This is a genomic window from Micromonospora sp. NPDC051300, from assembly GCF_044455315.1.
Taxonomy (GTDB): Bacteria; Actinomycetota; Actinomycetes; order Mycobacteriales; family Micromonosporaceae; genus Micromonospora; species Micromonospora robiginosa.
Genome location: NZ_JBITEP010000014.1, coordinates 100,290 through 120,505, shown reverse-complemented (window position 1 = coordinate 120,505; position 20,216 = coordinate 100,290). Strand labels below are relative to the sequence as shown.

Here is a 20,216-nt window from a genome sequence, read left to right as displayed (position 1 = left end):
GAGCGGGGTGGAGAGGTTGCCGGTGGCGGTCGAGCATGGCGTGGTGACCGACCTCGAGCACGCCATCGACCTGGGGGTCGTGCTGCGCGCGCTACGCCGGGCGGCCGATCTCAGCCAGCGCGAGCTGGCGGCCAGGTCCGGGGTGCCCCAGGCCACGCTGGCGCGCATCGAGTCCGGGCGGTCGGCCGGTCCGAGCTTCCGCACGATCGAGCGTCTGATCGCCGGCACGGGTGGTCGGCTCACCGTCGCGCCGCCGCCGACCGGCGGCACCGGTCCGCCGTTCGACGGGCAGCGCCCGGGCGAGCGACCGCGCCCGGTCGGCGGACCAGAGCCGGCCGTTTGCGCGGCCACGGTCGTGGGGGCGGTGGCGCCGGGAGGAGGGTCGCCCGGTGTAGGGCTGCCCGGCGTGGGGGTGCCCGGCGTACGGCTGCCCGGCGTAGGGCTGCCCGACGGAGGGCTGCCGGTGGCGCCCCAGGAGGAGCTGCGGGACGCGGCGGGGCGGCACTGCCCGGCGCACCTGGACGCCCGTGAGGTGCGGGAGCCCAAGGACTGGCCGGGGGCCTGGTGGGCGCACTGGCCGAGCCTGTCCGCCGGATACTGGACCGCCCTGCCGGCGGTGACCTACCGCCTCGACCGTGAGCTGCGGGACCGCGACCGGATCAGGGAGCGGGTGCGTCAGGGTTTTCGGGTCCGTCGACATCTGGCCCCGGAGCTGCCGACGACGTCCTGGCGGTTCGTCGCCGAACTGCCCGACGGCGAGCTGGTGGGCGAGTTGCGCGCGCACGAGCGCAGCAAGGAGTTGCTGGTCGGGTACCTGGTGCCCGACCAGGACCAGATCGTGCTGGACGGGATCCTGGTGGCACCGGCATACCGGCGGCTCGGCATCGGGCGACGGCTGGTGACCGCGCTGACCGCCGAGATGGTCCGGTGCGGCGTCCGGTCGGCGCACGGCGTCGCCGACGGCTGGGCGACGCGTTTCCTGTGGGTCTGCGGCTTCCGGGTCGAGACGGTGAGGGCGGTGGGGATGCGGCTCGACGTGCCGGTCAGCGGAGTGCGGCAGCGGCGGTGGTGAGCGCGGCGAACGCCTCGCGCATGCGCCACGCGTCGCGGTCGCGTGGGCCGATCGGGTTGGAGACGGTGCGCAGCTCGACGAAGGGCACGTCGGCCTGGGCGGCGGCAACGGCCACGCCGTACCCCTCCATGGCCTCGGCCACGGCGTCCGGGTGCCGGTCGGCGAGCGCGGCCGTGCTCGCGGCGGTGCCGGTCACCGTGCCGACCGTCAGCACCGTGCCGACGGTGGCCGCCGGCAGGGCGGCGCGCAGGGCGACGAGCAGGGTCGGGTCGGCCGGTACGGTCCGGCCGACGCCCAGCAGCTCGGGGGCCATGCCCAGCTCCTCGACCGGGATGAAGCCGGCCGGTGACTCGGCGCCGAGGTCGGCGGCGACGCTCAGGTCGGCCAGCACCGTGCCGCCCACCGCGACCCGCCCGACGAAGCCGCCGGCGATGCCGGCGCTGACCACCGCGCGGTAGGGCCGGCCCGCGGCCTCGGCCAGCGCCAGCAGCCGGGCGGTGGCGGCGGCGGCGACGGCCGGGCCGACCCCGACCGGTCGTACCGTCACGCTCGGGTCGGTGAGGCCGGCCCGCACCGCCTCGGCCTCGGCGGGCACCGCCGTGACCACCAGCAGACCGCTCACGCCACCGGCCCCCGGGGGTCGCGCCGGTTCTCGTCCTCGACGGCGCCGGGGCCGCCGACCGACGAGGAGGGGCGGTAGATGTGGAAGCCGGGCGGGGCGAGGTCGTCGTCGTGCGGCGCCGGCGCGTCGACGCGCTGCGGCGCCGGCGAGGTGGGCGCCGGGTCGTCGAACGAGGTGACCGGCGGCTCGTCGCCGCCCAGCGGCCGGCCGGTGGCCAGCTCGCCGTCGTCCAGGGGACGGCCACTGCGTAGCTCGTCGTCGTCCAAGGGACGGCCGACCAACTGCTCGCCGCGCAGCCGACCGGCGACCAGCACCCCGCGCAGGGCCACCAACGCGGCCACGCCGGCCGCCACCGCCACCCCGATCAGGCCGGTGAACGGCACCAGCCCCAGCCCGCCGCCGGCCACGAAGGCGAGCATCAGGGCGGTCTCCGAGTGCGCGAAGGAACTGGCCCGCAGCCGCTCCGGGATCCGCTCCTGGATCGAGGCGTCCACCGCCAGCTTGGCGATCCCGCTCATCAGCGCGGCCACCAGGCAGAGCAGCGCCACCATGGGCAGCGAGAACTTGATCGCGGCGAGCAGCGCCACACCGGCCACGATGACCGTGCCGCTGGACTGGATCGCGGTCGGCCGGTGGATCCGCAGCCGGGTGCCGAGCGCGGTGGCCAGGAACGTGCCCACCGCCAGCGCGCCGCCGACCAGGCCCAGCGCGCCCTGGGCGCCCAGGGTGCGGCCGAAGAAGTCGGTGGTCAGGTCGCCGGACTTGATGGCGAAGGCGAGGAAGAGCAGCAGGAAGCCGTAGAGCCCGCGCAGCGCCGCGGCACCGATCAACGTGGCGATCACCAGGCGACCGGCGGGACGGCCCCGGCCCAGCGGGCGCTCGCCGTCGCGGCGGCGCATCGCGCGCAACGGGTGGGGCATCCGCTCCGGCGGCTCCGAGTCGGCCTTCGGCGGCAGTCGGAGGGCGATCACCATGCCGAGCAGGAAGATCACCGAGGCGACCCGGAGCGGCCACTGCGGCCCGAGCCAGAACGCGGCCAGCCCGATCGGGGCGACGAGCGCACCGGCCACCGTGCCGTAGACGCTGGCCCGCGCGCCCACCTGGGACAACCCGAGCCCGTCGGGGAGCAGCCGGGGCACCGCCGCGGATCGGGCCACCCCGTAGGCGCGGGAGAGGGCGAGCACCCCGAACGCCGCCGGATAGAGCCCGAGCCCGCCCATGTAGTCGGAGATCAGCCAGGCCAGGAACGCCCGGCCGAGCATCGTGGTGGCCAGGGCGTAGCGGCGGCCGTGGCGGAAGTGGTCGAGCAGCGGGCCGACCACCGGGGCGAGCATGGCGAACGGAACCATGGTCACCAGCAGGTAGAGCGCCACCTTGTTGCGGGCCTCGCCCAGCGGGACGTCGAAGAAGATCGTCCCGGCCAGGCCGATGGCGATCAGCGTGTCCCCGGCGCAGGAGAGCGCGTGCAGGTCGAACAGGCGGACCATGCCCACCTCGTTGCCGGCGCTGCGGGCCCGGGCGGTGCCGGCCCGGCGGGTCATCCAGCGCCCGCCGTGCAGGGAACCCCGCAGCAGCAGCCGCGTGGCGCGGATGCCGGTGCCGACGGTCCGCCCGAGAAAGGAGCGGCCGGAGCGGGAGGACAGCGCCATGTGTCCCATCCTCGCCCATCCGCCCCGCGCGCGCCGCATCACCCGGAGAGAACCCGCCTACGGGCATGGGGAACAATGGAACAGTGACCAGGCCCGTATCCGCCCGCGCTCCCCGGCTCGACCAGGTCTGCGCCGCCGCCGTCGAGGTGGCCCGCGACGCCATCACCGAGGTGGAGCCGACCGACGTCGGCGACCACCTCCAGGCCGTCGCCGAGGGCGATCGGCTCGTCACCCACTACTTCGAATGCCGGCTGGCCGGCTACCGCGGCTGGCGCTGGGCCGTCACGGTGACCCGGGTGCCCCGCAGCAAGCACGTCACGATCTGCGAGACCGTCCTGCTGCCCGGCCCGGACGCGCTCCTCGCCCCCGGTTGGCTGCCCTGGCAGGAGCGGCTCCAACCCGGCGACCTCGGCCCCGGTGACCTGCTGACCACCCCGGCCGACGACGAGCGGCTCGCCCCCGGCTACCTGCTCTCGGACGACCCGGCCGTCGAGGAGACCGCCTGGGAGCTGGGCCTCGGCCGGGCCCGGGTGATGTCCCGGGAGGGGCGCGCCGACACCGCCCAGCGCTGGTACGACGGCGACCACGGGCCGGACGCCGCCATCTCGACCGCCGCGCCGGCCGCCGCCCGCTGCGGGAGCTGCGGGTTCTACCTGCCGCTGGCCGGCTCGATGCGGCAGTCCTTCGGGGCGTGCGGAAACTTCTTCGCCCCCGACGACGGCCGGGTGGTGAGCGCCGACCACGGCTGCGGCGCGCACTCGGAGACGCTCGTCGGCGCGGTCGAGACGCCCGTCGACGAACTGCCCACGGTCTACGACGACAGCGCGGTCGAGGCGATGTCGGTCAGCCGCGCGCCGGGTTCGGTGGAGTCGACCGAGCCGGCGGAGCCGTACGGCCACTCCTGACCGGTCAGGGCTGACGCGCGGCGGCCGCCCGGCGGCGGCGCCGGTTGGCGTCGTGCCGCATCATCGTGGCCAGGCCGGGAAAGCCCCACAGAAAACCGGCGAGGCAGGTCCAGAGCCAGTTCTGGTGGCCGTGCGCGGTGAGCCAGTCACGGAAGAAGACCAGCAGCACCAGGCCGGCCACCGCCCAGGCGATCAGCCCGGCGACGGCGAACGGCACCATCGGCGGGTCGAGCGGCTCGGGCCGCGGCTGTTGCTCCTGGGGCACCGGACCAGCGTACGTGATCGTCCTTCCCTGTCCGCCGGGTGATCTGGCACGATGCGCGCGACGAGACCGGTCGATCAACCAGATGAGGACCCGATGTCCATTGCCCCGCCGGCGGACCACGGCACACCGCCCGATCCCGCGCACCCGCGCAACGCGTTCGACCGCTTCTTCGAGATCTCCGCCCGCCGGTCGACGACCGGACGGGAGATCCGTGGCGGCTTCGCCACGTTCTTCACGATGGCGTACATCGTGGTGTTGAACCCGCTGATCCTCGGCGGCGCGGAGGACGCCGACGGCCGTACGCTCGCCATTCCCGCGCTGGCCGCGGCGACCGCGCTGGTCGCGGGCCTGATGACCATCCTGATGGGGGTGGTGGCCCGGTTCCCGATCGCGCTTGCCGCCGGGCTGGGCGTGAACGCGCTCGTCGCGTTCGAGATCGCGCCGCAGATGACCTGGGCGGACGCGATGGGCCTGGTGGTCATCGAGGGTGTGCTGATCGGCATCCTGGTGCTCACCGGCCTGCGGACCGCCGTGTTCCGTTCGGTGCCGACCCAGCTCAAGACCGCCATCGGCGTCGGTATCGGGCTGTTCCTGACCATCATCGGCCTGGTCGACGCCGGGTTCGTCCGGCGGGTGCCGGACGCGGCGAACAGCACGGTGCCGGTCGGGCTCGGCATCAACGGCAAGATCGTCAGTTGGCCGATGCTGGTGTTCGTGGTGGGCCTGCTGGTCACCGTGGTGCTCGTGGTACGTCGGGTGCGCGGGGCGATCCTGATCGGCATCCTGGCCTCCACCGTGCTGGCCGTGGTGGTCGAGGCGATCGGCAACATCGGCCCGTCGTTCGTCGACGGGAAGCCGAACCCGAAGGGCTGGGCGCTCAACGTGCCCGAGCTGCCGAAGCAGGTGGTGGACCTGCCGGACCTGTCGCTGCTGGGCAACTTCAACGTGCTGGACTCGTGGACCCGGGTGGGTTGGCTGGTCCCGCTGATGTTCGTCTTCACGCTGTTGATCACGGACTTCTTCGACACCATGGGCACGATGGTCGCGATCGGCCAGGAGGGGGACATGCTCGACGAGCAGGGCACCCCGCCGCGGGCCAAGGAGATCCTGCTCGTCGACTCGATCGCCGCCGCCGCGGGTGGCGCGGCGTCGGTGTCGAGCAACACCTCGTACATCGAGAGTGCCGCAGGTGTCGGTGAGGGTGCCCGGACCGGGGTGGCCAACCTGGTCACCGGCGGGTTGTTCCTGCTGGCGATGTTCCTGGCGCCGCTGTCGGCGATCGTGCCGTTCGAGGCCGCGTCGACCGCGCTGGTGGTGGTCGGCTTCCTGATGATGACGGCGGTCCGGACCATCGACTGGACCGACTACGAGATCGCGATCCCGGCGTTCCTCACCATCGTGCTGATGCCGTTCACCTACTCGATCTCGAACGGCATCGGGGCGGGCGTGATCAGCTATGTGCTGGTGAAGCTGGCGAAGGGCAAGGCCCGCGAGGTCCACCCCCTGCTGTACGGCGTGGCGGCGCTCTTCGTCCTCTACTTCCTGCGCGGGCCGATCGAGTCCGTGCTGCTCTGACGCTGGTGAGCCTGGTCATAACGCGTGTCGTTAGCCAGGCTCATTAGTTAGGCTAACTAGTGTGACGGAGCGGACGGTGACGGCGAGACGCGTGCCACCGGCGCAGTTGGCCCCCCAACTGCGAGATGCGATCACCCGGCTCAACCGGCGGGTCCGACAGGCCCGACCGGTCGGCGACCTCACGGTCACCCAGCTGTCGGCGCTCACCAGCCTCAAACTGGCGGGCGCCCTCACGCCACGGGAACTGGCCGACGTGGAACGGGTGCAGCCACCGACGATGACCAAGATCGTCGCGAAGTTGGAGGAGCGCGGTCTCGTGCAGCGCACCCCCCACCCGACCGACGGACGGCAGGTCATCCTGGCGGCGACCGAAGGGGGACGGGCCGTGCTCGAGCAGTTCGAGCGGGCCCGCAACGAATGGCTGGCCAGTCGGCTGGCCGCGCTCACCGAGGAGGAACGCGACACGCTACGGCGGGCCGCGGACATCCTCCAGGGGATCGCACGCGCCTGACACCGGGTCGCGCGGTCCGCTTCGTCCGTTGTGGATGCGGCGTACCCGACGCGAGGAGGCGCACCTAGAGTGCAGGCCAAGCTGAGCACGATGTTCCAGTCCCTACGAGTCCGTAACTACCGACTCTTCGCCACCGGACAGCTGATCAAACTGATCGGCGTCTGGATGATGTTCATCGCCCAGGACTGGCTCGTCCTCGAGCTCAGCGACAACTCCGCGACCGCGCTCGGCGTGGTCACCGCGTTGCAGTTCACCCCCGTACTCCTGCTCACGCTGCTCTCCGGCCGCCTCGCCGACCGGTACGACAAGCGGATGCTGCTCTTCGTCGCCAACGCGTTCTGGACCGTGCTGGCGCTCGGCATGAGCCTGCTCGTCGTCACCGGCCTGGTGCAGCTCTGGCACGTCTTCGCGTTCGCCGCCCTGCTCGGCGTCGCCAACGCGGTGGAGACCCCGGTGCGGCAGGCGTTCGTCTCCGAACTGGTCGGCGTGCCGCTGCTGCCGAACGCGCTGTCGCTCAACGCGGCGGTGTTCAACTCGGCCCGGATCGTCGGCCCCGCCGTCGCCGGCCTCGCCATCGCCGCCGTCGACGTCGGCCCGGTCTTCCTGGTCACCGCGCTCAGCTCGATCGCCCCGCTGGTCAACGTGGTGCGGATGCGCCCGGCCGAACTGCACCGCAAGGACCTGCCGCCGGCCGGCGAACGGGACCAGGCCCGGGTGGTGGACGGCCTGCGCTACGTCGCCCGCCGCCCCGACCTGCTGCTGCCCATGGTCGTCATGTCGGTGATCGGGATGAGCCTGTTCAACTTCCAGCTCACCCTCGCCGCGCTGGCCAAGACCGTGTTCCAGACCGGCGCCGCCTCGTTCGGCCTGTTCAGCACCGCGCTGGCGGTCGGCGCGCTGGTCGGCGCGCTCGCCGGGACCGGCCGGCGCAGCCGGCCCTCGGTCTGGCTGGTGCTCGGTGCGGCGATCGGCTGCGCCAGCTTCGGCACGCTCGTCGGGCTCGCGCCCGCGTACTGGATGGTGGTGTCGCTCCTGCTGCCCACCGGCTTCTTCATGGTCTTCTTCGCCCAGGCCGCCAACCAGCGGGTGCAGCTCGGCGTCGACGCCTCCTTCCGGGGACGGGTGATGGCGCTGTGGGTGCTGGTGTTCCTGGGCACCAACCCGGTCGGCGCGCCGATCATCGGATGGGTGGCCGAGCGGTTCGGCGCCGGCGCGAGCATCTGGATCGGTGGCCTGATCTCGCTGGCCGCCGCGCTGCTGGCGCTCACCTGGCAACTGCGCCGCTCCGGTGCGCGCCTGCGGATGCGGGTGCTGCCGATGCCCCGCTTCTACGTGGTGTCCGCCTCCGCCGAGTGAAAGGCGGGGCCCCCTGTTAACGCATTCTGCATAGCAGGGGGCCCCGCTTAACACCCAGGTCTGTTTTGGCAATCGGGTGGCGGGTGGGTGCGGCAGGGCTTAGCGTCGATGTGTGGGATTGGGGCAGGGGCTGCTGCTGGCGTTGGCGATCCTCGCCGTCTGCTGCCTGCCCGCCCTCTTCGCGCTGATCTTCTGCGCCGACGAGATCATCGACCGGGTCGCCTGCGGCTGGGCCGAATGGCGGGAGCAGCGCCGCGAGCGCCGCACCATCGCCCGGCTCGACCGGGCCATCGAGGCCGAGGCGCTCACCCGCGACATCGACCTCACCCAGTTCGAGCGGGAGGGCCGCCGCCCGCTGGAGCAACTCGCCACCGACCTGCGCCGGCTCGGCGGCCACCGGCTGGCCGCCGCCGACCGCTCGGTGGTGTGGCACGGCGCGGTCATCGAGGCGTACGACGAGCGGCTGCGCGCCGCCTGCCACGCCCTCGGCATCGCCGAGCACCTGGCCGAGCTGGACGGCGTCGACCGGGAGATCGAACGGGTACGCGTCGAGGGGCTGCTGCACGCCGCCGGGCTGACCCTGCCGGCCGCCCGGGCGGCGCACCACCAGCGGCACCGCTGACCGGGTGCGGCTCTTCGCGGCGGTCTACCCGCCCGCGTCGGCGGTCGCCGACCTGACCGCGCGGGCCGCCGAGCTACGGATCGCCACCGGCGCCGACGCGCGGCTCGCCGACCCGGCGCACCTCCACCTCACGCTGGCGTTCCTCGGCGAGGTGCCGGACGACCGGCTGGTCGACGTGGAGAGCACGCTCGGGCTTGCCGCGCAGGCGTTCCGGGACGGCCGGGGCAGTTCGCCCTGGCTGCGCCTCGGTGGCGGGGGCAGCTTCGGCCAGGGGCGGTCCACCGTGCTCTGGGTGGACGTCGGGGGTGAGACCGAGGCGCTGGACACGCTCGCCCGGCTGGTGCGTGACGGGTTGCGCCGGGCCGAGCTGCCGTACGACGAGAAGCCGTTCCGGGCCCACCTGACCATCGCGCGTCCCGGCGACCGGGTGCCCGGCGCCGACGTGCGGGCCGACCGGGAGGCGTTGCACGGCTACGCCGGCCCGAACTGGCCGGCCGACGAGCTGGTGCTGGTCCGCAGCCACCTCGGCCGGCGCCCTCGCTACCGCCGTCTCGCCGCCTGGCCGCTCTGACTCCGCCGCAGGGTTGTTAACAGGGGCCCCCTCCTATACCTGAGGCGTTAACAGGGGGCCCCTCCTTACACACACACCTACCAGGCCCAGGCCTCGGGACCGGGGCCGCCGTTGCCGATCGGGGGGAACAGCTCGTCGAGACGGGTCAGGGTGGCCTCGTCCAGGTCGACGTCGAGCGCGCCCAGGTTGCGGTCGAGCTGGTCCATGGTGCGCGGACCGACGATCGGGGCGGTCACGCCCGGTCGGGAGAGCAGCCAGGCCAGCGCCACGTCCGCCGGGTCCTGCCCCAGGTCGGCGCAGAGCTTCTCGTACGCCTCGATGGTGGCCCGGTGCTCGGCCAGCGCGTCGGCCGAGCGGCCGGACGTGCCGCGGGCCGCGCTGCCGTCGGCCATCTTCCGGATGATCCCGGAGAGCAGCCCGCCGTGCAGCGGCGACCAGGGGATGATGCCCAGCCCGTAGTGCTGCGCGGCCGGGATCACCTCCAGCTCGACGTGCCGGGTGAGCAGGTTGTAGATGGACTGCTCGGAGACGAGGCCGAGGAAGTTGCGCCGGCCGGCGGCGGCCTGGGCCTGGGCGATGTGCCAACCGGCGAAGTTGGACGACCCGACGTAGAGCACCTTGCCCTGCGCGACGAGCGTCTCCATCGCCTGCCAGATCTCCTCCCACGGCGTGGTCCGGGAGACGTGGTGCATCTGGTAGAGGTCGATGGTGTCGGTCTGGAGCCGGCGCAGCGAGTCCTCGCAGGCCCGGATGATGTGCCGCGCGCTCAGGCCCTGGTCGTTGGGCCACTCGCTCATCTTGCCGTACACCTTGGTGGCCAGCACGACCTTGTCGCGGCGGCCGCCGCCCTGCGCGAACCAGCGGCCGACGATCTGCTCGGTGACGCCCTCGCCGAGCTTCCAGCCGTAGACGTTCGCGGTGTCGAAGAAGTTGATCCCGTGTTCCAGCGCCCGGTCCATGATGGCGAAGCTGTCCGGCTCGTCCGTCTGCGGCCCGAAGTTCATCGTGCCGAGGCAGAGCCGGCTCACCGACAGACCGGTGCGTCCCAGGTTCGTGTACTCCATGGGTCCACCCTGGCACGCGCGCACTTCGAGTGCCTCACTTCACGTGAGCGTGCCAGGGTGGATCGGACGGTCAGGAGGACTCGCGCGCCGCCGGGCCGCTGCCGAAGAGGACGTCGTCCCAGCTCGGCAGCCGCTTGCGCGGCTTGCCGCCGGCCTCGCCGGACTCGGTGCCGGCAGCGCCGGACGCCGGCGGGTTGCCGGTGCGCCGGGGCCGGAGCACCGCGAGCGAGGGTACGGCCGGAATCTCCTTCGGCGCGTCCGAGTCGTCGTCGAACGCCGAGCCCTGGCCGCCACCGAGCAGCGCGGCGGCGCCCCCGGCGACGGCCCGCTGCCGGGGCGCGTCCGAACCGGCCAGCGCGGCCGGGGAACGGGTGTCGAGCCCGCGCCCGGACGTGCCGCCGAGTGGACGGTCGAGCGAGGCGAGCAGCGCGTCCCGGCCGGCGCGGATCGGGTCCCGCCCCGGGCGGGCCTGCTCCACCCCGGACGGCAGGCCGTGGCCGCCCCGGCTCGGCTCGCCGCGCGACGGGCCGGGCAGCGCGTGGCCGCCCCGCTCCGGCGCCGGCTCCTGGCCGAGGATCGGCGTGGGACGCTCGGCGCACAGGTATTGCGCCATGTCGTCGTGCGCGACCACGTTCTGCCGGGACTTGTCGAGATCCCACACCGCCTGCGCGGTGGCCTTGCCGGACGGCCAGGTCGCGATGATCCGCCAGGTGCCGTCGTCGCGGCGGTAGGCGTCCCAGGAGATCTTTTCGGTGTCGATGCCGTGCTGGGCCAGCCGGCCGTTGACCACCTCGGCCAGCGGGGTCGGCTTCTCGGCGCCCTTGAGCCGGGTGCGGCGGGCGTGCTGGGCCAGCATGGCCCGCTCCTGGAGCACCGGGCCGGCGTAGCGCAGCACCCGGTCGACCGGGACGCCGGCGATGCGGGCGACGTCCTCCGCGGACTCGCCGGAACGGATCCGGGCCTGGATGTCGCGCGGGGACAGCGACGGGGTGGGGTCGGTGGAGGCGGGCACCACCGCGAGCGGGGCCCCCCCCGGCTCGGCGTGCAGCACCGAGGCGACACGCTCGTCGATGGGCAGCGCGAGCAGGCGGCCCACCTCGTCGGTGAGCACCAGGGCCTGGCCGTCCTCGGAGAGAGCGACGAAGCGTACTGGGCGCATCGGCTTGCCTCCGTCCCGCTTCGCTGGCCGTCACACGCCACGAGCCGGCCACCCGGGCGTCTCGAACCACCGTACGCTCACTTTCCCAGCGGTGGGGAGAGCGACACCCCGGCATGTCGCGACTGAGCTGCGGCGATGGTCACGGTGGGTGGTCGCCGGAGCCCCGACGACCACCCAGCGTCACGACGTGATCAGAGTCGCTCGACCACGTGGTCGATGCACGCGGTGAGCGCCTCGACGTCGGCCGGTTCGACCGCCGGGAAGAGCGCGACCCGGAGCTGGTTGCGGCCCAACTTGCGGTAGGGCTCGGTGTCCACGATGCCGTTGGCGCGCAGCACCTTGGCGATCGCGGTCGCGTCCACCCCGTCGGCGAAGTCGACGGTGGCGACCACGTTGGAGCGCAGCGCCGGGTCCGACACGAACGGGTCGGCGAACGACGAGCGCTCGGCCCAGCCGTACACGGTCGCGGCGCTCTCGGCGGTGCGCTTCGCCGCCCAGGCCAGCCCGCCCTGGGAGTTCATCCAGTCGGTCTGCTCGGCGGCCAGGAAGATGGTGGCCAGCGCCGGCGTGTTGTAGGTCTGCTCCAGCCGCGAGTTGTCGATCGCGGTGACCAGGTCGAGGAAGGCCGGGATGTAGCGACCCGACTGCTTGACCTCGGTGGCCCGGGCCAGCGCGGCCGGCGACATCAGGGCGAGCCAGAGGCCGCCGTCGGAGCCGAAGCACTTCTGCGGGGCGAAGTAGTAGACGTCGGTCTCGGCGACGTCGACGTCCAGCCCGCCGGCGCCGGAGGTGGCGTCGACGAGCAGCAGCGAGCCCTCGTCGGCGCCCGGCACCCGGCTGATCGGCACCGCCACGCCGGTGGAGGTCTCGTTGTGCGGGGTGGCGTAGACGTCCACGCCGGCCTCGGCGACCAGCGACGGCGCGCTGCCCGCCGCGGACTTGCGGACGGTCGGCTCGCCCAGGAACGGCGCGTCGGAGACCGACTTGGCGAACTTCGCGCCGAACTCGCCGAAGCTGGCGAACTGGGCCCGGTCGCGGATCAGGCCGAACGTGGCGACCTCCCAGAACGCGGTGGTGCCGCCGTTGCCGATCACCACCTCGTAGCCCTCCGGGAGGGCGAAGAACTCGGCGAGGCCGCGCCGCAGCCGGGCGACCTGGTCGCGGACCGTCTTCTGCCGGTGCGACGTGCCCAGGTAGCTGGTGGCGACGTCGGCGAGCGCGGAGACCGCCGCCGGACGGACCTTGGACGGGCCGCAGCCGAAACGGCCGTCGGCGGGCTTGAGGTCGTCGGGAATCCGGATGGTCGGTGCGTCAGCCACGGTTGTCTCGATCCTTCCGCATGGGCGAGGGCGGGCCCTTTTCCTGCGGGCGCGGACCGACGACCGGCTCGTGCGCCGGGCGCACGGGACGGCCGGGATCCGAACCCGGCCGGCAGCGCTGCCGGCCCCCATCCTCGCACCCACCGGACCGGACCCACCCGCTGGTCCCACGCCGGCCGCTGAGGCGTACGCCACAGAGCGGGTGTTAAAAGGGGCCCCCGCCTATGCGGAATGCGTTAAGCGGGGGCCCTTCCTTACTCTCAGACGCCGTGCGGGATGGCGTCCCAGCCCTCGACCTGCTGCGGCTTGCGGGTGCCCGGGCCGACGTAGGTGGCGGACGGGCGGACCAGCCGCTGGAGCTTCTTCTGCTCCAGGATGTGCGCGGACCAGCCGCCCATCCGGGCGCAGGTGAACATCGAGGTGAACATGTGCGCCGGCACCTCGGCGAAGTCCAGCACCACGGCCGACCAGAACTCGACGTTCGTGGCGAGCACGCGGTCCGGGCGGCGGGCCTGCAGCTCGGCCAGCGCGGCCTTCTCCAGCGCCTCGGCGACCTCGAAACGCGGCGCGCCCAGCTCCTTGGCGGTGCGCCGCAGCACGCGGGCGCGCGGGTCCTCGGCCCGGTAGACCCGGTGCCCGAAGCCCATCAGCCGCTCGCCCCGGTCGAGCACGCCCTTGACGTAGCCCTCGGCGTCGCCGCTGCGCTCGACCGCCTCCAGCATGGTGAGCACCCGCGACGGCGCGCCGCCGTGCAGCGGGCCGGAGAGGGCGCCGATGCCGGAGGAGATGCAGGCCGCGGCGTCTGCGCCGGTGGAGGCGACGATCCGGGCGGTGAAGGTGGAGGCGTTCAGGCCGTGCTCGGCGGCCGAGATGAAGTACGCGTCGACGGCCTTGACGTGCCGCGGGTCGGGCTCGCCGCGCCAGCGCTTCATGAACCGCTCGACGATGGTCTCCGCCTTGTCGATCTCCTTCTGCGGCACGGCCGGCAGGCCCAGACCGCGCGCCGACTGGGCGACGAAGGAGAGCGCGGTCACCGACACCCGGGCCAGGTCCTCGCGGGCCTGCTCGTCGGAGATGTCCAGGAGCTGGCTGAGGCCCCAGTAGGGGGCCAGCATGGCGACCGCGGACTGCACGTCGACGCGGATGTCGCCGGAGTGCACCGGCACCGGGAACGGCTCGGCCGGCGGCAGGCCCGGGCCGAACCGGCCGTCGACCAGCAGCGCCCAGACGTTGCCGAAGGAGACCTGGCCGATCAGATCCTCGATGTCCACGCCCCGGTAGCGCAGCGAACCGCCCGCGCGGTCGGGCTCGGCGATCTGGGTCTCGAAGGCTACGACGCCCTCCAGGCCCGGCTTGAAATCGGACATGTCGTCTCCTGGCTTCCGGCTCGGTGCGCCCGGTGGGACCGATCCGGCCCCGCAGCTCAGGCGACCATCAGGGATGTGGTTCGTGACATCTTGCCCGGTGAGTAACCACGCGCGCGACCCGCGGCCACTGTGCGCCACACGACATCCCCGCCGGTGGACGCCGGTGTGGGTGGGGGAAGACTGGGTAGCGGGGCCTGGCCAGCGTCGGGGGACGCCGGCATGCCCGGGAGAGGAACGGCGAGAGTGACAGGCGACACACCCGCCCCGGCCGGCATGCGTAACGAGTACGCGGCCGACCTGGGCCTGACCGAGGCGGACCTGGCAGCGGACTGGCACACGCAGTTCGCCAGGTGGTTCGCCGACGCGGTGGCCCACCCGCTGCCCGAGCCGAACGCGATGGTGGTCGGCACCGCCGACGCCCGGGGGCGGCCCAGCGGCCGCACCGTGCTGCTCAAGGGGTACGACGCGGACGGCTTCGTCTTCTACACCAACCACCTGTCGCGCAAGGGCGCCGAGCTGACCGCCAACCCGTGGGCCAGCCTGGTCTTCCCCTGGTTCCCGATGCAGCGGCAGGTGACCGTCACCGGCCGGGTGGAACAGGTCACCCGGGCGGAGACCGAGGCATACTTCGCGGTCCGGCCGCGCGGCTCGCAGCTCGGGGCGTGGGCCAGCACCCAGTCCGCGGTGGTGCCGGAGCGGGCCGCGCTGGACGCGGAGTACCGGGCGGCGGCCGACCGGTTCGCCGGCGTCGAGGGGGTGCCCGCCCCCCCGCACTGGGGCGGGTTCCGGGTCCGCCCGGAGACGGTGGAGTTCTGGCAGGGCCGGGCCGGCCGGCTGCACGACCGGCTGCGGTTCCGGCTGGCGGACGACGGCGGCTGGGTCGTCGAGCGGCTCGCGCCGTGACGCAGGTCAAGCAGGCCCGGCCGGGTGGACCCCGCCGCTGGGCGATCGACCTGCGCCCGCTGGGCGTGCCCGCGTACCGGCGGGTGTGGCTCGGCAACGCGGTGGCGATGTTCGGCTTCCAGTTCACCGCCGTCGCGGTGCCGGTGGAGATGTTCGACCTCACCGGCGGCTCGTTCTGGGTCGGGCTGCTCGGCGTCGCCGGGTTCGTACCGCTGCTGATCTTCGGCCTCTGGGGCGGCGCGGTCGCCGACGCGCGGGACCGGCGGCGGGTGCTGCTCGCGGCCGGCACGCTGCTCTGGGCCGCGACGCTCGGGCTGCTGGTGCAGTCGCTGGCCGGGGCGCGCAGCCCGGTGCTGCTCCTGCTGCTGGTGGGCGTGCAGGCGGTGGCGTTCGCGATCACCTCGCCGGCCCGCAGCGCGATCCTGCCCCGGCTGGTGCCGGCCGACCTGGTGCCGGCGGCCACCACGCTGAACTACACCACGTTCACCGCCGCGGCGGTGTTCGGGCCGCTGGCCGCCGGGCTGATCTTCGCCGCCTGGCGCGTCGACACCGCGCTGCCCGTCGCGTACGGGCTGGACGCGCTGCTGTTCACCGTCTCGCTCTGGGCGACGCTGCGGCTGCCGGCGATGCCACCGGAGCCGGACCCGGGCGGCGGCGTCCGCAGGGCCGGGCTGGGCAGCATCGTCGACGGCTTCCGCTATCTGGCCACCACGCCGGTGCTGCTGCTCTCCTTCGCCATCGACCTGATCGCGATGATCCTGGCCATGCCGCGGGCGCTCTTCCCGGAGCTGGCGCAGGAACGCTTCGGCGGCGGCGCGGCGGTCGGCTGGCTCTACAGCTCCATCGCGATCGGCGCGATGCTGGGCGGGCTCACCTCCGGCTGGATCGGCCGGGTCCGCCGGCAGGGGCTGGCGCTGGCCGTGGCGGTCGTCGGGTGGGGCGTGGCGATCGCGCTCGCCGGGCTGGCCGGCCGGCTCTGGCTGGCGGTGCTGCTGCTCGGCGTGGCCGGCGCCGCCGACCTGGTCAGCGCGACCCTGCGGCAGTCGATGCTGCTGGTGTACGCGCCGGACCGGATGCGCGGCCGGCTCCAGGGTGTGAACACGGTGGTGGTGGCCGGCGGCCCGCGCCTGGGTGACCTGCGGGCCGGCGCCACGGCCGCCGGGTTCGGCACCGGTGTCGCCATGGTGGGTGGTGGGATCGCCGCCGCCGTGCTGGCGACGCTGCTGGTGGTGGCGTTCCCCGCGCTGGTGCGCTATCGCGCCACCAGCGCCGCCGAAGACCGTCGGTGACGGTAGGGTCGCCGAATGGGGAAAGACGTGCGGGCACCCTCGGGTACACAGTGGACCATCTCGGCCGACGGCCACGAGGCCGTCGTGGTGCAGGTCGGCGGCGGGCTGCGGGCCTACCGGCACGACGGCGTGGACTACCTCGACGGGTACGCCGAGGACGAGCTGAGCCCCGGCTCGGCCGGGCACGTGCTGGCGCCCTGGCCGAACCGGATCCGGGACGGCCAGTACGCGTTCGGCGACCGTTCGCTCCAGCTCGACCTGACCGAGCCGGAGCGGCACAACGCCCTGCACGGCCTGGTCAACTGGGTCCGGTGGGAGCTGGTCGAGCAGTCGGCGGACAGCGTGACGATCGGCTACGACCTGCCGCCCACCCCCGGCTACCCGTGGGCGTTGCGGCTGCGCGGCAGGTGGAGCGTCGGCGCGGACGGCCTGCGCGCCGAGCACGAGGTGACGAACCTGGCCACCGAGCCGGCGCCGTTCGGCTTCTCCGTGCACCCCTACTTCCAGTTGCCCAAGGTCGCCGTGGACGACCTGCTGCTGGGCGTGCCGGGGCGCAACCGGGTGCTGACGGACAGCCGGCTGCTGCCGGTGGCGGCCACCGACGTGACCGGCACCGAGTACGACTTCACCTCGCCCCGCCCGATCGGCGACCTGGTGCTCGACCTGGCCTTCGGCGACGTGCGGCGGGACGCCGACGGCGGCTCGGCGGTGACGCTCGGCGCGCCGGACGGCGGGTCCGGGCTGCGGATCTGGGCCGACCGCGAGTTCGGCTGGTGGCAGGTGTTCACCGGGGACACGCTCGGCGGGGAACGGCACCGCCGTTCGGTCGCGGTGGAGCCGATGACCTGCCCGCCGGACGCGTTCCGCTCCGGCAAGGACCTGATCGTCCTCGACCCGGGGCAGACCTGGCGCGGCGCCTGGGGCGTCCGGCCGGCGGTCTGAGCGTGGAGTTCGCCGACGTCGTCAGGCGTCGCCGGATGGTCCGCAACTACGACCCGGATCGTCCGGTGCCGCCGGAGACGGTGGACCGGTTGCTCGACCACGCGGTCCGTGCCCCGTCGGCCGGGTTCGCGCAGGGCTGGGGCTTCCTGGTGTTGGAGGAGCCGGCCGACCGCGAGCGGTTCTGGGCGGCGACCACACCCGAGGGCGGTGGCCGGGAACGCTGGCTGGCCGGGATGCGCCGGGCCCCGCTGATCGTGGTGCCGCACGCCAACCGGGACGCCTACCTGGACCGCTACGCCGAGCCGGACAAGGGCTGGGCGGACCGCGCCGAGGAACGCTGGCCGGTGCCCTACTGGTATGTGGACACCGGCTTCGCCGCGCTGCTGATGCTGCTCACCGCCGTGGACGAGGGGCTGGGCGCCTGCTTCTTCGGCATTCCGCCGCAGCGGACCGACGCGTACCGGGAGGCGTTCGGGGTGCCGCCGGCACTCCAGCCGATCGGCGCCGTCACCATCGGTTACCGTGCCGTCGACCACAGGTCACCATCGCTGCGCCGGGGGCGGCGTCCGGTGGATGATGTGGTGCGGCGGGGGCGGTGGAGCTGAGCCGCTAGGCTGGCACCCACATCGTCAGCCGGGCCTGGGGGAGGAGAACGCGCCGTGATCTTCAGGGCGGTCCGGGACGGGCGTCCCTACCCGGAGCACAACTACACGCTGAAGCAGTGGGCCGAGATCCCACCGCGTCCACTGCGGCTGGCCGAGCTCATCACCACCAAGCGGGAGCTGGCGCTGGACAAGCTGCTCGCGGAGGACTCCACCTTCTACGGCGACCTCTTCCCGCACGTGGTGCAGTGGAACGGCGGCCTCTACCTGGAGGACGGGCTGCACCGCGCGCTGCGCGCCGCCCTGCAACAGCGCAACCAGATCCACGCCCGGGTGCTGGTCCTCGGCGAACAGGGCGAGTGACGCCCTCCTGAGTCTTGGTTAAGGTGACGCCATGACTCCTCTCGACCTGCTCGACCTCGACGCGTCGCTGAGCGAGGAGGAGCGCCAGATCCGGGCCGTCGTGCGCCAGCTCGTCACCGACCGGGTCCGCCCGCACGTCGCCGGCTGGTACGAGGACGGCGAGGTGCCGGCCCGGGAGTTGGCCCGCGAGTTCGGCAAGCTGGGACTGCTCGGCATGCACCTGACCGGCTACGGCTGCGCCGGCGCGTCCGCGGTCGCGTACGGGCTGGCGTGCCTGGAGCTGGAGGCCGGCGACTCCGGCGTCCGCTCGCTCGTCTCGGTGCAGGGCTCGCTTGCCATGTACGCCATCTGGCGTTTCGGCAGCGAGGAGCAGAAGCAGCGCTGGCTGCCGGCGATGGCGACCGGCGAGGCGATCGGCTGCTTCGGGCTGACCGAGCCGGACCACGGCTCCGACCCGGCGTCCATGGCCACCCGGGCCCGCCGCGACGGCGACGACTGGATCCTCGACGGCGGCAAGATGTGGATCACCAACGCGCCGATCGCCGACGTCGCGGTGATCTGGGCCCGCACCGACTCCGGCGTGCGCGGTTTTGTGGTACCCATGGCAACCCCCGGGGTGGGCGCGCGAGAAATTCGTCGGAAGATGTCCCTCCGTGCCTCACTGACCGGCGAGATCGCGCTCGACGACGTCCGGCTGCCGGCGGACGCCCAACTCCCCGAGGCGGTCGGTCTGAAGGCGCCGCTGAGCTGCCTGACCGAGGCCCGGCACGGCATCGTCTGGGGCGCGCTCGGGGCGGCCCGCGACTGCCTGGAGACCGCCCTGGAGTACGCGACGACGCGCACCCAGTTCGGCCGGCCGCTCGCCGGTTTCCAGCTCACCCAGGCGAAGCTCGCCGACATGGCGGTGGAGTGGAACAAGGGACTGCTGCTGGCGCTGCACCTGGGCCGGCTCGCCGACGCCGGGACGCTGCGCCCCGAGCAGGTGAGCGTGGGCAAGCTGAACAACGTCCGGGAGGCGCTGGCCATCGCCCGGCAGTGCCGCACCATCCTCGGCGCGAACGGCGTCTCCGGTGACTACCCGGTGATGCGGCACGCCAACAACCTGGAGAGCGTGCTCACCTACGAGGGCACCTCGGAAATCCACCAGCTCGTCATCGGGCAGCGGCTGACCGGGCTCTCCGCGTTCGCCTGACCTGCCCTTTTACTCGATCGTGGCACTCGGCGAGCGAGTGTCGCACGGTGCCCGTACCGTCATTGTCAGTCGATGTGTCGGACGAGGACGGTGAGGGCGATGGCCCGCGACGGTGACACCCAGCAGCCCACCAGGGAGTTCCCGGAATACCCGACCAGCGAGTCCCTGCACGACCGGGCGGACTACCGGCACGACCCGGAGCCCGGTGTGCCCGCGCCGGCCGGCGGCGGGCCGGGCCGCGGTCTGCTCTGGGTGCTCGGCGCTGCCGCGCTGGTGGTGGTGGCGCTGCTCGGGGTGCAGGCGACCGGCCTGCTGCCCGACTTCCGCAACCCGTTCGCCAAGGAGCAGACCGACCGCAGTCAGCCGCCGCTGCTCCAGTCGATCCGCGACCTGAGCCGCTACGTGGCGGCGGAAGGCAACTTCCAGGTGGTGGTCGACGTGCAGAAGGACCGGCGCAACGTGCCCGACTTCCTGCTCAACGAGCGCACGCTCTTCGTCGGGGCGGGCCGGGTCGAGGCGTACGTGGACTTCGCCAAGATCGGTGACGGGGCGGTGGTGGTCTCCGACGACGGCAAGTCCGCCGAGATCAAGCTCCCCGCGCCGCAGCTCGGCGAGACCGACCTGAACATGGACAAGAGCTACGTCTTCGCCGAGGAGCGGGGCCTGATCAACAGGCTCAACGACCTGGTGGCCGGCGACCCCAACCGGCAGCAGCAGATCTACAAGCTGGCCGAGGACCGGATCACCTCGGCCGCCCGGGACAGCGGGCTCACCGCCCGCGCCCAGGAGAACACCCGCAAGATGCTGGAGGGGCTGCTGCGCTCCCTCGGCTACCAGAAGGTGACGGTCACCTACACGGCGCCCTGAC

Annotated in this window: 21 protein-coding genes; 14 read left to right on the top strand and 7 right to left on the bottom strand. The window is 73.3% G+C overall.

The genetic code is table 11. The features are described 5' to 3' along the window. The first annotated feature begins 43 nt into the window (after positions 1-43). Positions 44-1,072, top strand: coding sequence for a GNAT family N-acetyltransferase (locus tag ACIA5A_RS17770; protein WP_396763002.1), 1,029 nt, complete (start codon positions 44-46; stop codon positions 1,070-1,072). On the opposite strand, the gene ACIA5A_RS17765 is transcribed toward ACIA5A_RS17770, so the two are convergent. Both ACIA5A_RS17765 and ACIA5A_RS17760 read right to left on the bottom strand, forming a co-directional pair. After that, a complete protein-coding gene (locus ACIA5A_RS17765; protein WP_396763000.1) occupies positions 1,044-1,694 on the bottom strand; it encodes a futalosine hydrolase in 651 nt (216 codons plus the stop codon). The two genes, ACIA5A_RS17770 and ACIA5A_RS17765, sit on opposite strands and share 29 nt — an antisense overlap. Continuing rightward, positions 1,691-3,343 carry an MFS transporter gene (locus tag ACIA5A_RS17760; protein ID WP_396762998.1) on the bottom strand — a complete coding sequence of 551 codons (1,653 nt, stop codon included), beginning with the start codon at positions 3,341-3,343 and terminating at the stop codon, positions 1,691-1,693. Before ACIA5A_RS17760 ends, ACIA5A_RS17765 begins: the two co-directional genes overlap by 4 nt. A gap of 65 nt (positions 3,344-3,408) precedes the next feature. On the opposite strand from ACIA5A_RS17760, the gene ACIA5A_RS17755 reads away from it, so the two are divergent. Further along, positions 3,409-4,248 carry a DUF3027 domain-containing protein gene (locus tag ACIA5A_RS17755; protein ID WP_396762996.1) on the top strand — a complete coding sequence of 280 codons (840 nt, stop codon included), beginning with the start codon at positions 3,409-3,411 and terminating at the stop codon, positions 4,246-4,248. 4 nt (positions 4,249-4,252) lie between these two features. On the opposite strand, the gene ACIA5A_RS17750 is transcribed toward ACIA5A_RS17755, so the two are convergent. Further along, the gene (locus ACIA5A_RS17750) at positions 4,253-4,468 is read right to left on the bottom strand and encodes a DUF2530 domain-containing protein (RefSeq protein WP_396763101.1); all 216 of its coding nucleotides are present in this window, start codon (positions 4,466-4,468) and stop codon (positions 4,253-4,255) included. Between the two features lie 138 nt (positions 4,469-4,606). On the opposite strand from ACIA5A_RS17750, the gene ACIA5A_RS17745 reads away from it, so the two are divergent. The 5 genes from ACIA5A_RS17745 (at position 4,607) to thpR (ending at position 9,148) form a co-directional block, all read left to right on the top strand. After that, the gene (locus ACIA5A_RS17745) at positions 4,607-6,088 is read left to right on the top strand and encodes an NCS2 family permease (protein WP_396762993.1); all 1,482 of its coding nucleotides are present in this window, start codon (positions 4,607-4,609) and stop codon (positions 6,086-6,088) included. A gap of 61 nt (positions 6,089-6,149) precedes the next feature. Continuing rightward, the gene (locus ACIA5A_RS17740) at positions 6,150-6,599 is read left to right on the top strand and encodes a MarR family winged helix-turn-helix transcriptional regulator (RefSeq protein ID WP_396762991.1); all 450 of its coding nucleotides are present in this window, start codon (positions 6,150-6,152) and stop codon (positions 6,597-6,599) included. Positions 6,600-6,668: 69 nt separating this feature from the next. Further along, complete coding sequence (locus ACIA5A_RS17735) at positions 6,669-7,955, top strand: MFS transporter (RefSeq protein WP_396762988.1); 1,287 nt, start codon at positions 6,669-6,671, stop codon at positions 7,953-7,955. A 112-nt stretch (positions 7,956-8,067) separates the two neighbouring features. Next, positions 8,068-8,577, top strand: coding sequence for a hypothetical protein (locus tag ACIA5A_RS17730; protein ID WP_396762985.1), 510 nt, complete (start codon positions 8,068-8,070; stop codon positions 8,575-8,577). A gap of 4 nt (positions 8,578-8,581) precedes the next feature. Next, complete coding sequence (gene thpR, locus ACIA5A_RS17725) at positions 8,582-9,148, top strand: RNA 2',3'-cyclic phosphodiesterase (RefSeq protein ID WP_396762982.1); 567 nt, start codon at positions 8,582-8,584, stop codon at positions 9,146-9,148. A 77-nt stretch (positions 9,149-9,225) separates the two neighbouring features. On the opposite strand, the gene ACIA5A_RS17720 is transcribed toward thpR, so the two are convergent. The 4 genes from ACIA5A_RS17720 to ACIA5A_RS17705 all read right to left on the bottom strand — a co-directional run bounded on the left by ACIA5A_RS17720 (position 9,226) and on the right by ACIA5A_RS17705 (position 14,057). Then, positions 9,226-10,212 carry an aldo/keto reductase gene (locus ACIA5A_RS17720; RefSeq protein ID WP_396762979.1) on the bottom strand — a complete coding sequence of 329 codons (987 nt, stop codon included), beginning with the start codon at positions 10,210-10,212 and terminating at the stop codon, positions 9,226-9,228. Between the two features lie 70 nt (positions 10,213-10,282). Then, on the bottom strand, positions 10,283-11,371 hold the full coding sequence (gene sepH / locus ACIA5A_RS17715) for a septation protein SepH (RefSeq protein ID WP_396762976.1): 1,089 nt from the start codon (positions 11,369-11,371) through the stop codon (positions 10,283-10,285). A 191-nt stretch (positions 11,372-11,562) separates the two neighbouring features. Next, positions 11,563-12,690 carry a phosphoserine transaminase gene (serC, locus tag ACIA5A_RS17710; protein WP_396762975.1) on the bottom strand — a complete coding sequence of 376 codons (1,128 nt, stop codon included), beginning with the start codon at positions 12,688-12,690 and terminating at the stop codon, positions 11,563-11,565. Positions 12,691-12,950: 260 nt separating this feature from the next. Then, the gene (locus ACIA5A_RS17705) at positions 12,951-14,057 is read right to left on the bottom strand and encodes a citrate synthase 2 (RefSeq protein WP_396762972.1); all 1,107 of its coding nucleotides are present in this window, start codon (positions 14,055-14,057) and stop codon (positions 12,951-12,953) included. A 219-nt stretch (positions 14,058-14,276) separates the two neighbouring features. Between ACIA5A_RS17705 and pdxH the strand changes: the two genes are divergently transcribed. The 7 genes from pdxH (at position 14,277) to ACIA5A_RS17670 (ending at position 20,215) form a co-directional block, all read left to right on the top strand. Further along, positions 14,277-14,960: a pyridoxamine 5'-phosphate oxidase gene (gene pdxH / locus ACIA5A_RS17700; protein WP_396762969.1), complete on the top strand. Its 684-nt coding sequence runs from the start codon at positions 14,277-14,279 to the stop codon at positions 14,958-14,960. Then, positions 14,957-16,249 (top strand): MFS transporter, encoded by a 1,293-nt coding sequence (locus tag ACIA5A_RS17695; protein ID WP_396762966.1) that lies wholly within the window; start codon positions 14,957-14,959, stop codon positions 16,247-16,249. The genes pdxH and ACIA5A_RS17695 overlap by 4 nt, the downstream gene beginning before the upstream one ends. Positions 16,250-16,264: 15 nt before the next feature. After that, on the top strand, positions 16,265-17,191 hold the full coding sequence (locus ACIA5A_RS17690; RefSeq protein WP_396762963.1) for an aldose 1-epimerase family protein: 927 nt from the start codon (positions 16,265-16,267) through the stop codon (positions 17,189-17,191). A gap of 2 nt (positions 17,192-17,193) precedes the next feature. Next, on the top strand, positions 17,194-17,796 hold the full coding sequence (locus ACIA5A_RS17685) for a nitroreductase family protein (RefSeq protein ID WP_181571418.1): 603 nt from the start codon (positions 17,194-17,196) through the stop codon (positions 17,794-17,796). 54 nt (positions 17,797-17,850) lie between these two features. After that, entirely contained in the window at positions 17,851-18,156 is a 306-nt protein-coding gene (locus ACIA5A_RS17680; protein WP_091062625.1) for a type II toxin-antitoxin system VapB family antitoxin, read from the top strand. 31 nt (positions 18,157-18,187) lie between these two features. Then, complete coding sequence (locus tag ACIA5A_RS17675; protein WP_396762959.1) at positions 18,188-19,348, top strand: acyl-CoA dehydrogenase family protein; 1,161 nt, start codon at positions 18,188-18,190, stop codon at positions 19,346-19,348. A gap of 99 nt (positions 19,349-19,447) precedes the next feature. After that, on the top strand, positions 19,448-20,215 hold the full coding sequence (locus tag ACIA5A_RS17670; protein WP_396762956.1) for a DUF4230 domain-containing protein: 768 nt from the start codon (positions 19,448-19,450) through the stop codon (positions 20,213-20,215). The last annotated feature ends 1 nt before the right edge of the window (position 20,216 follow it).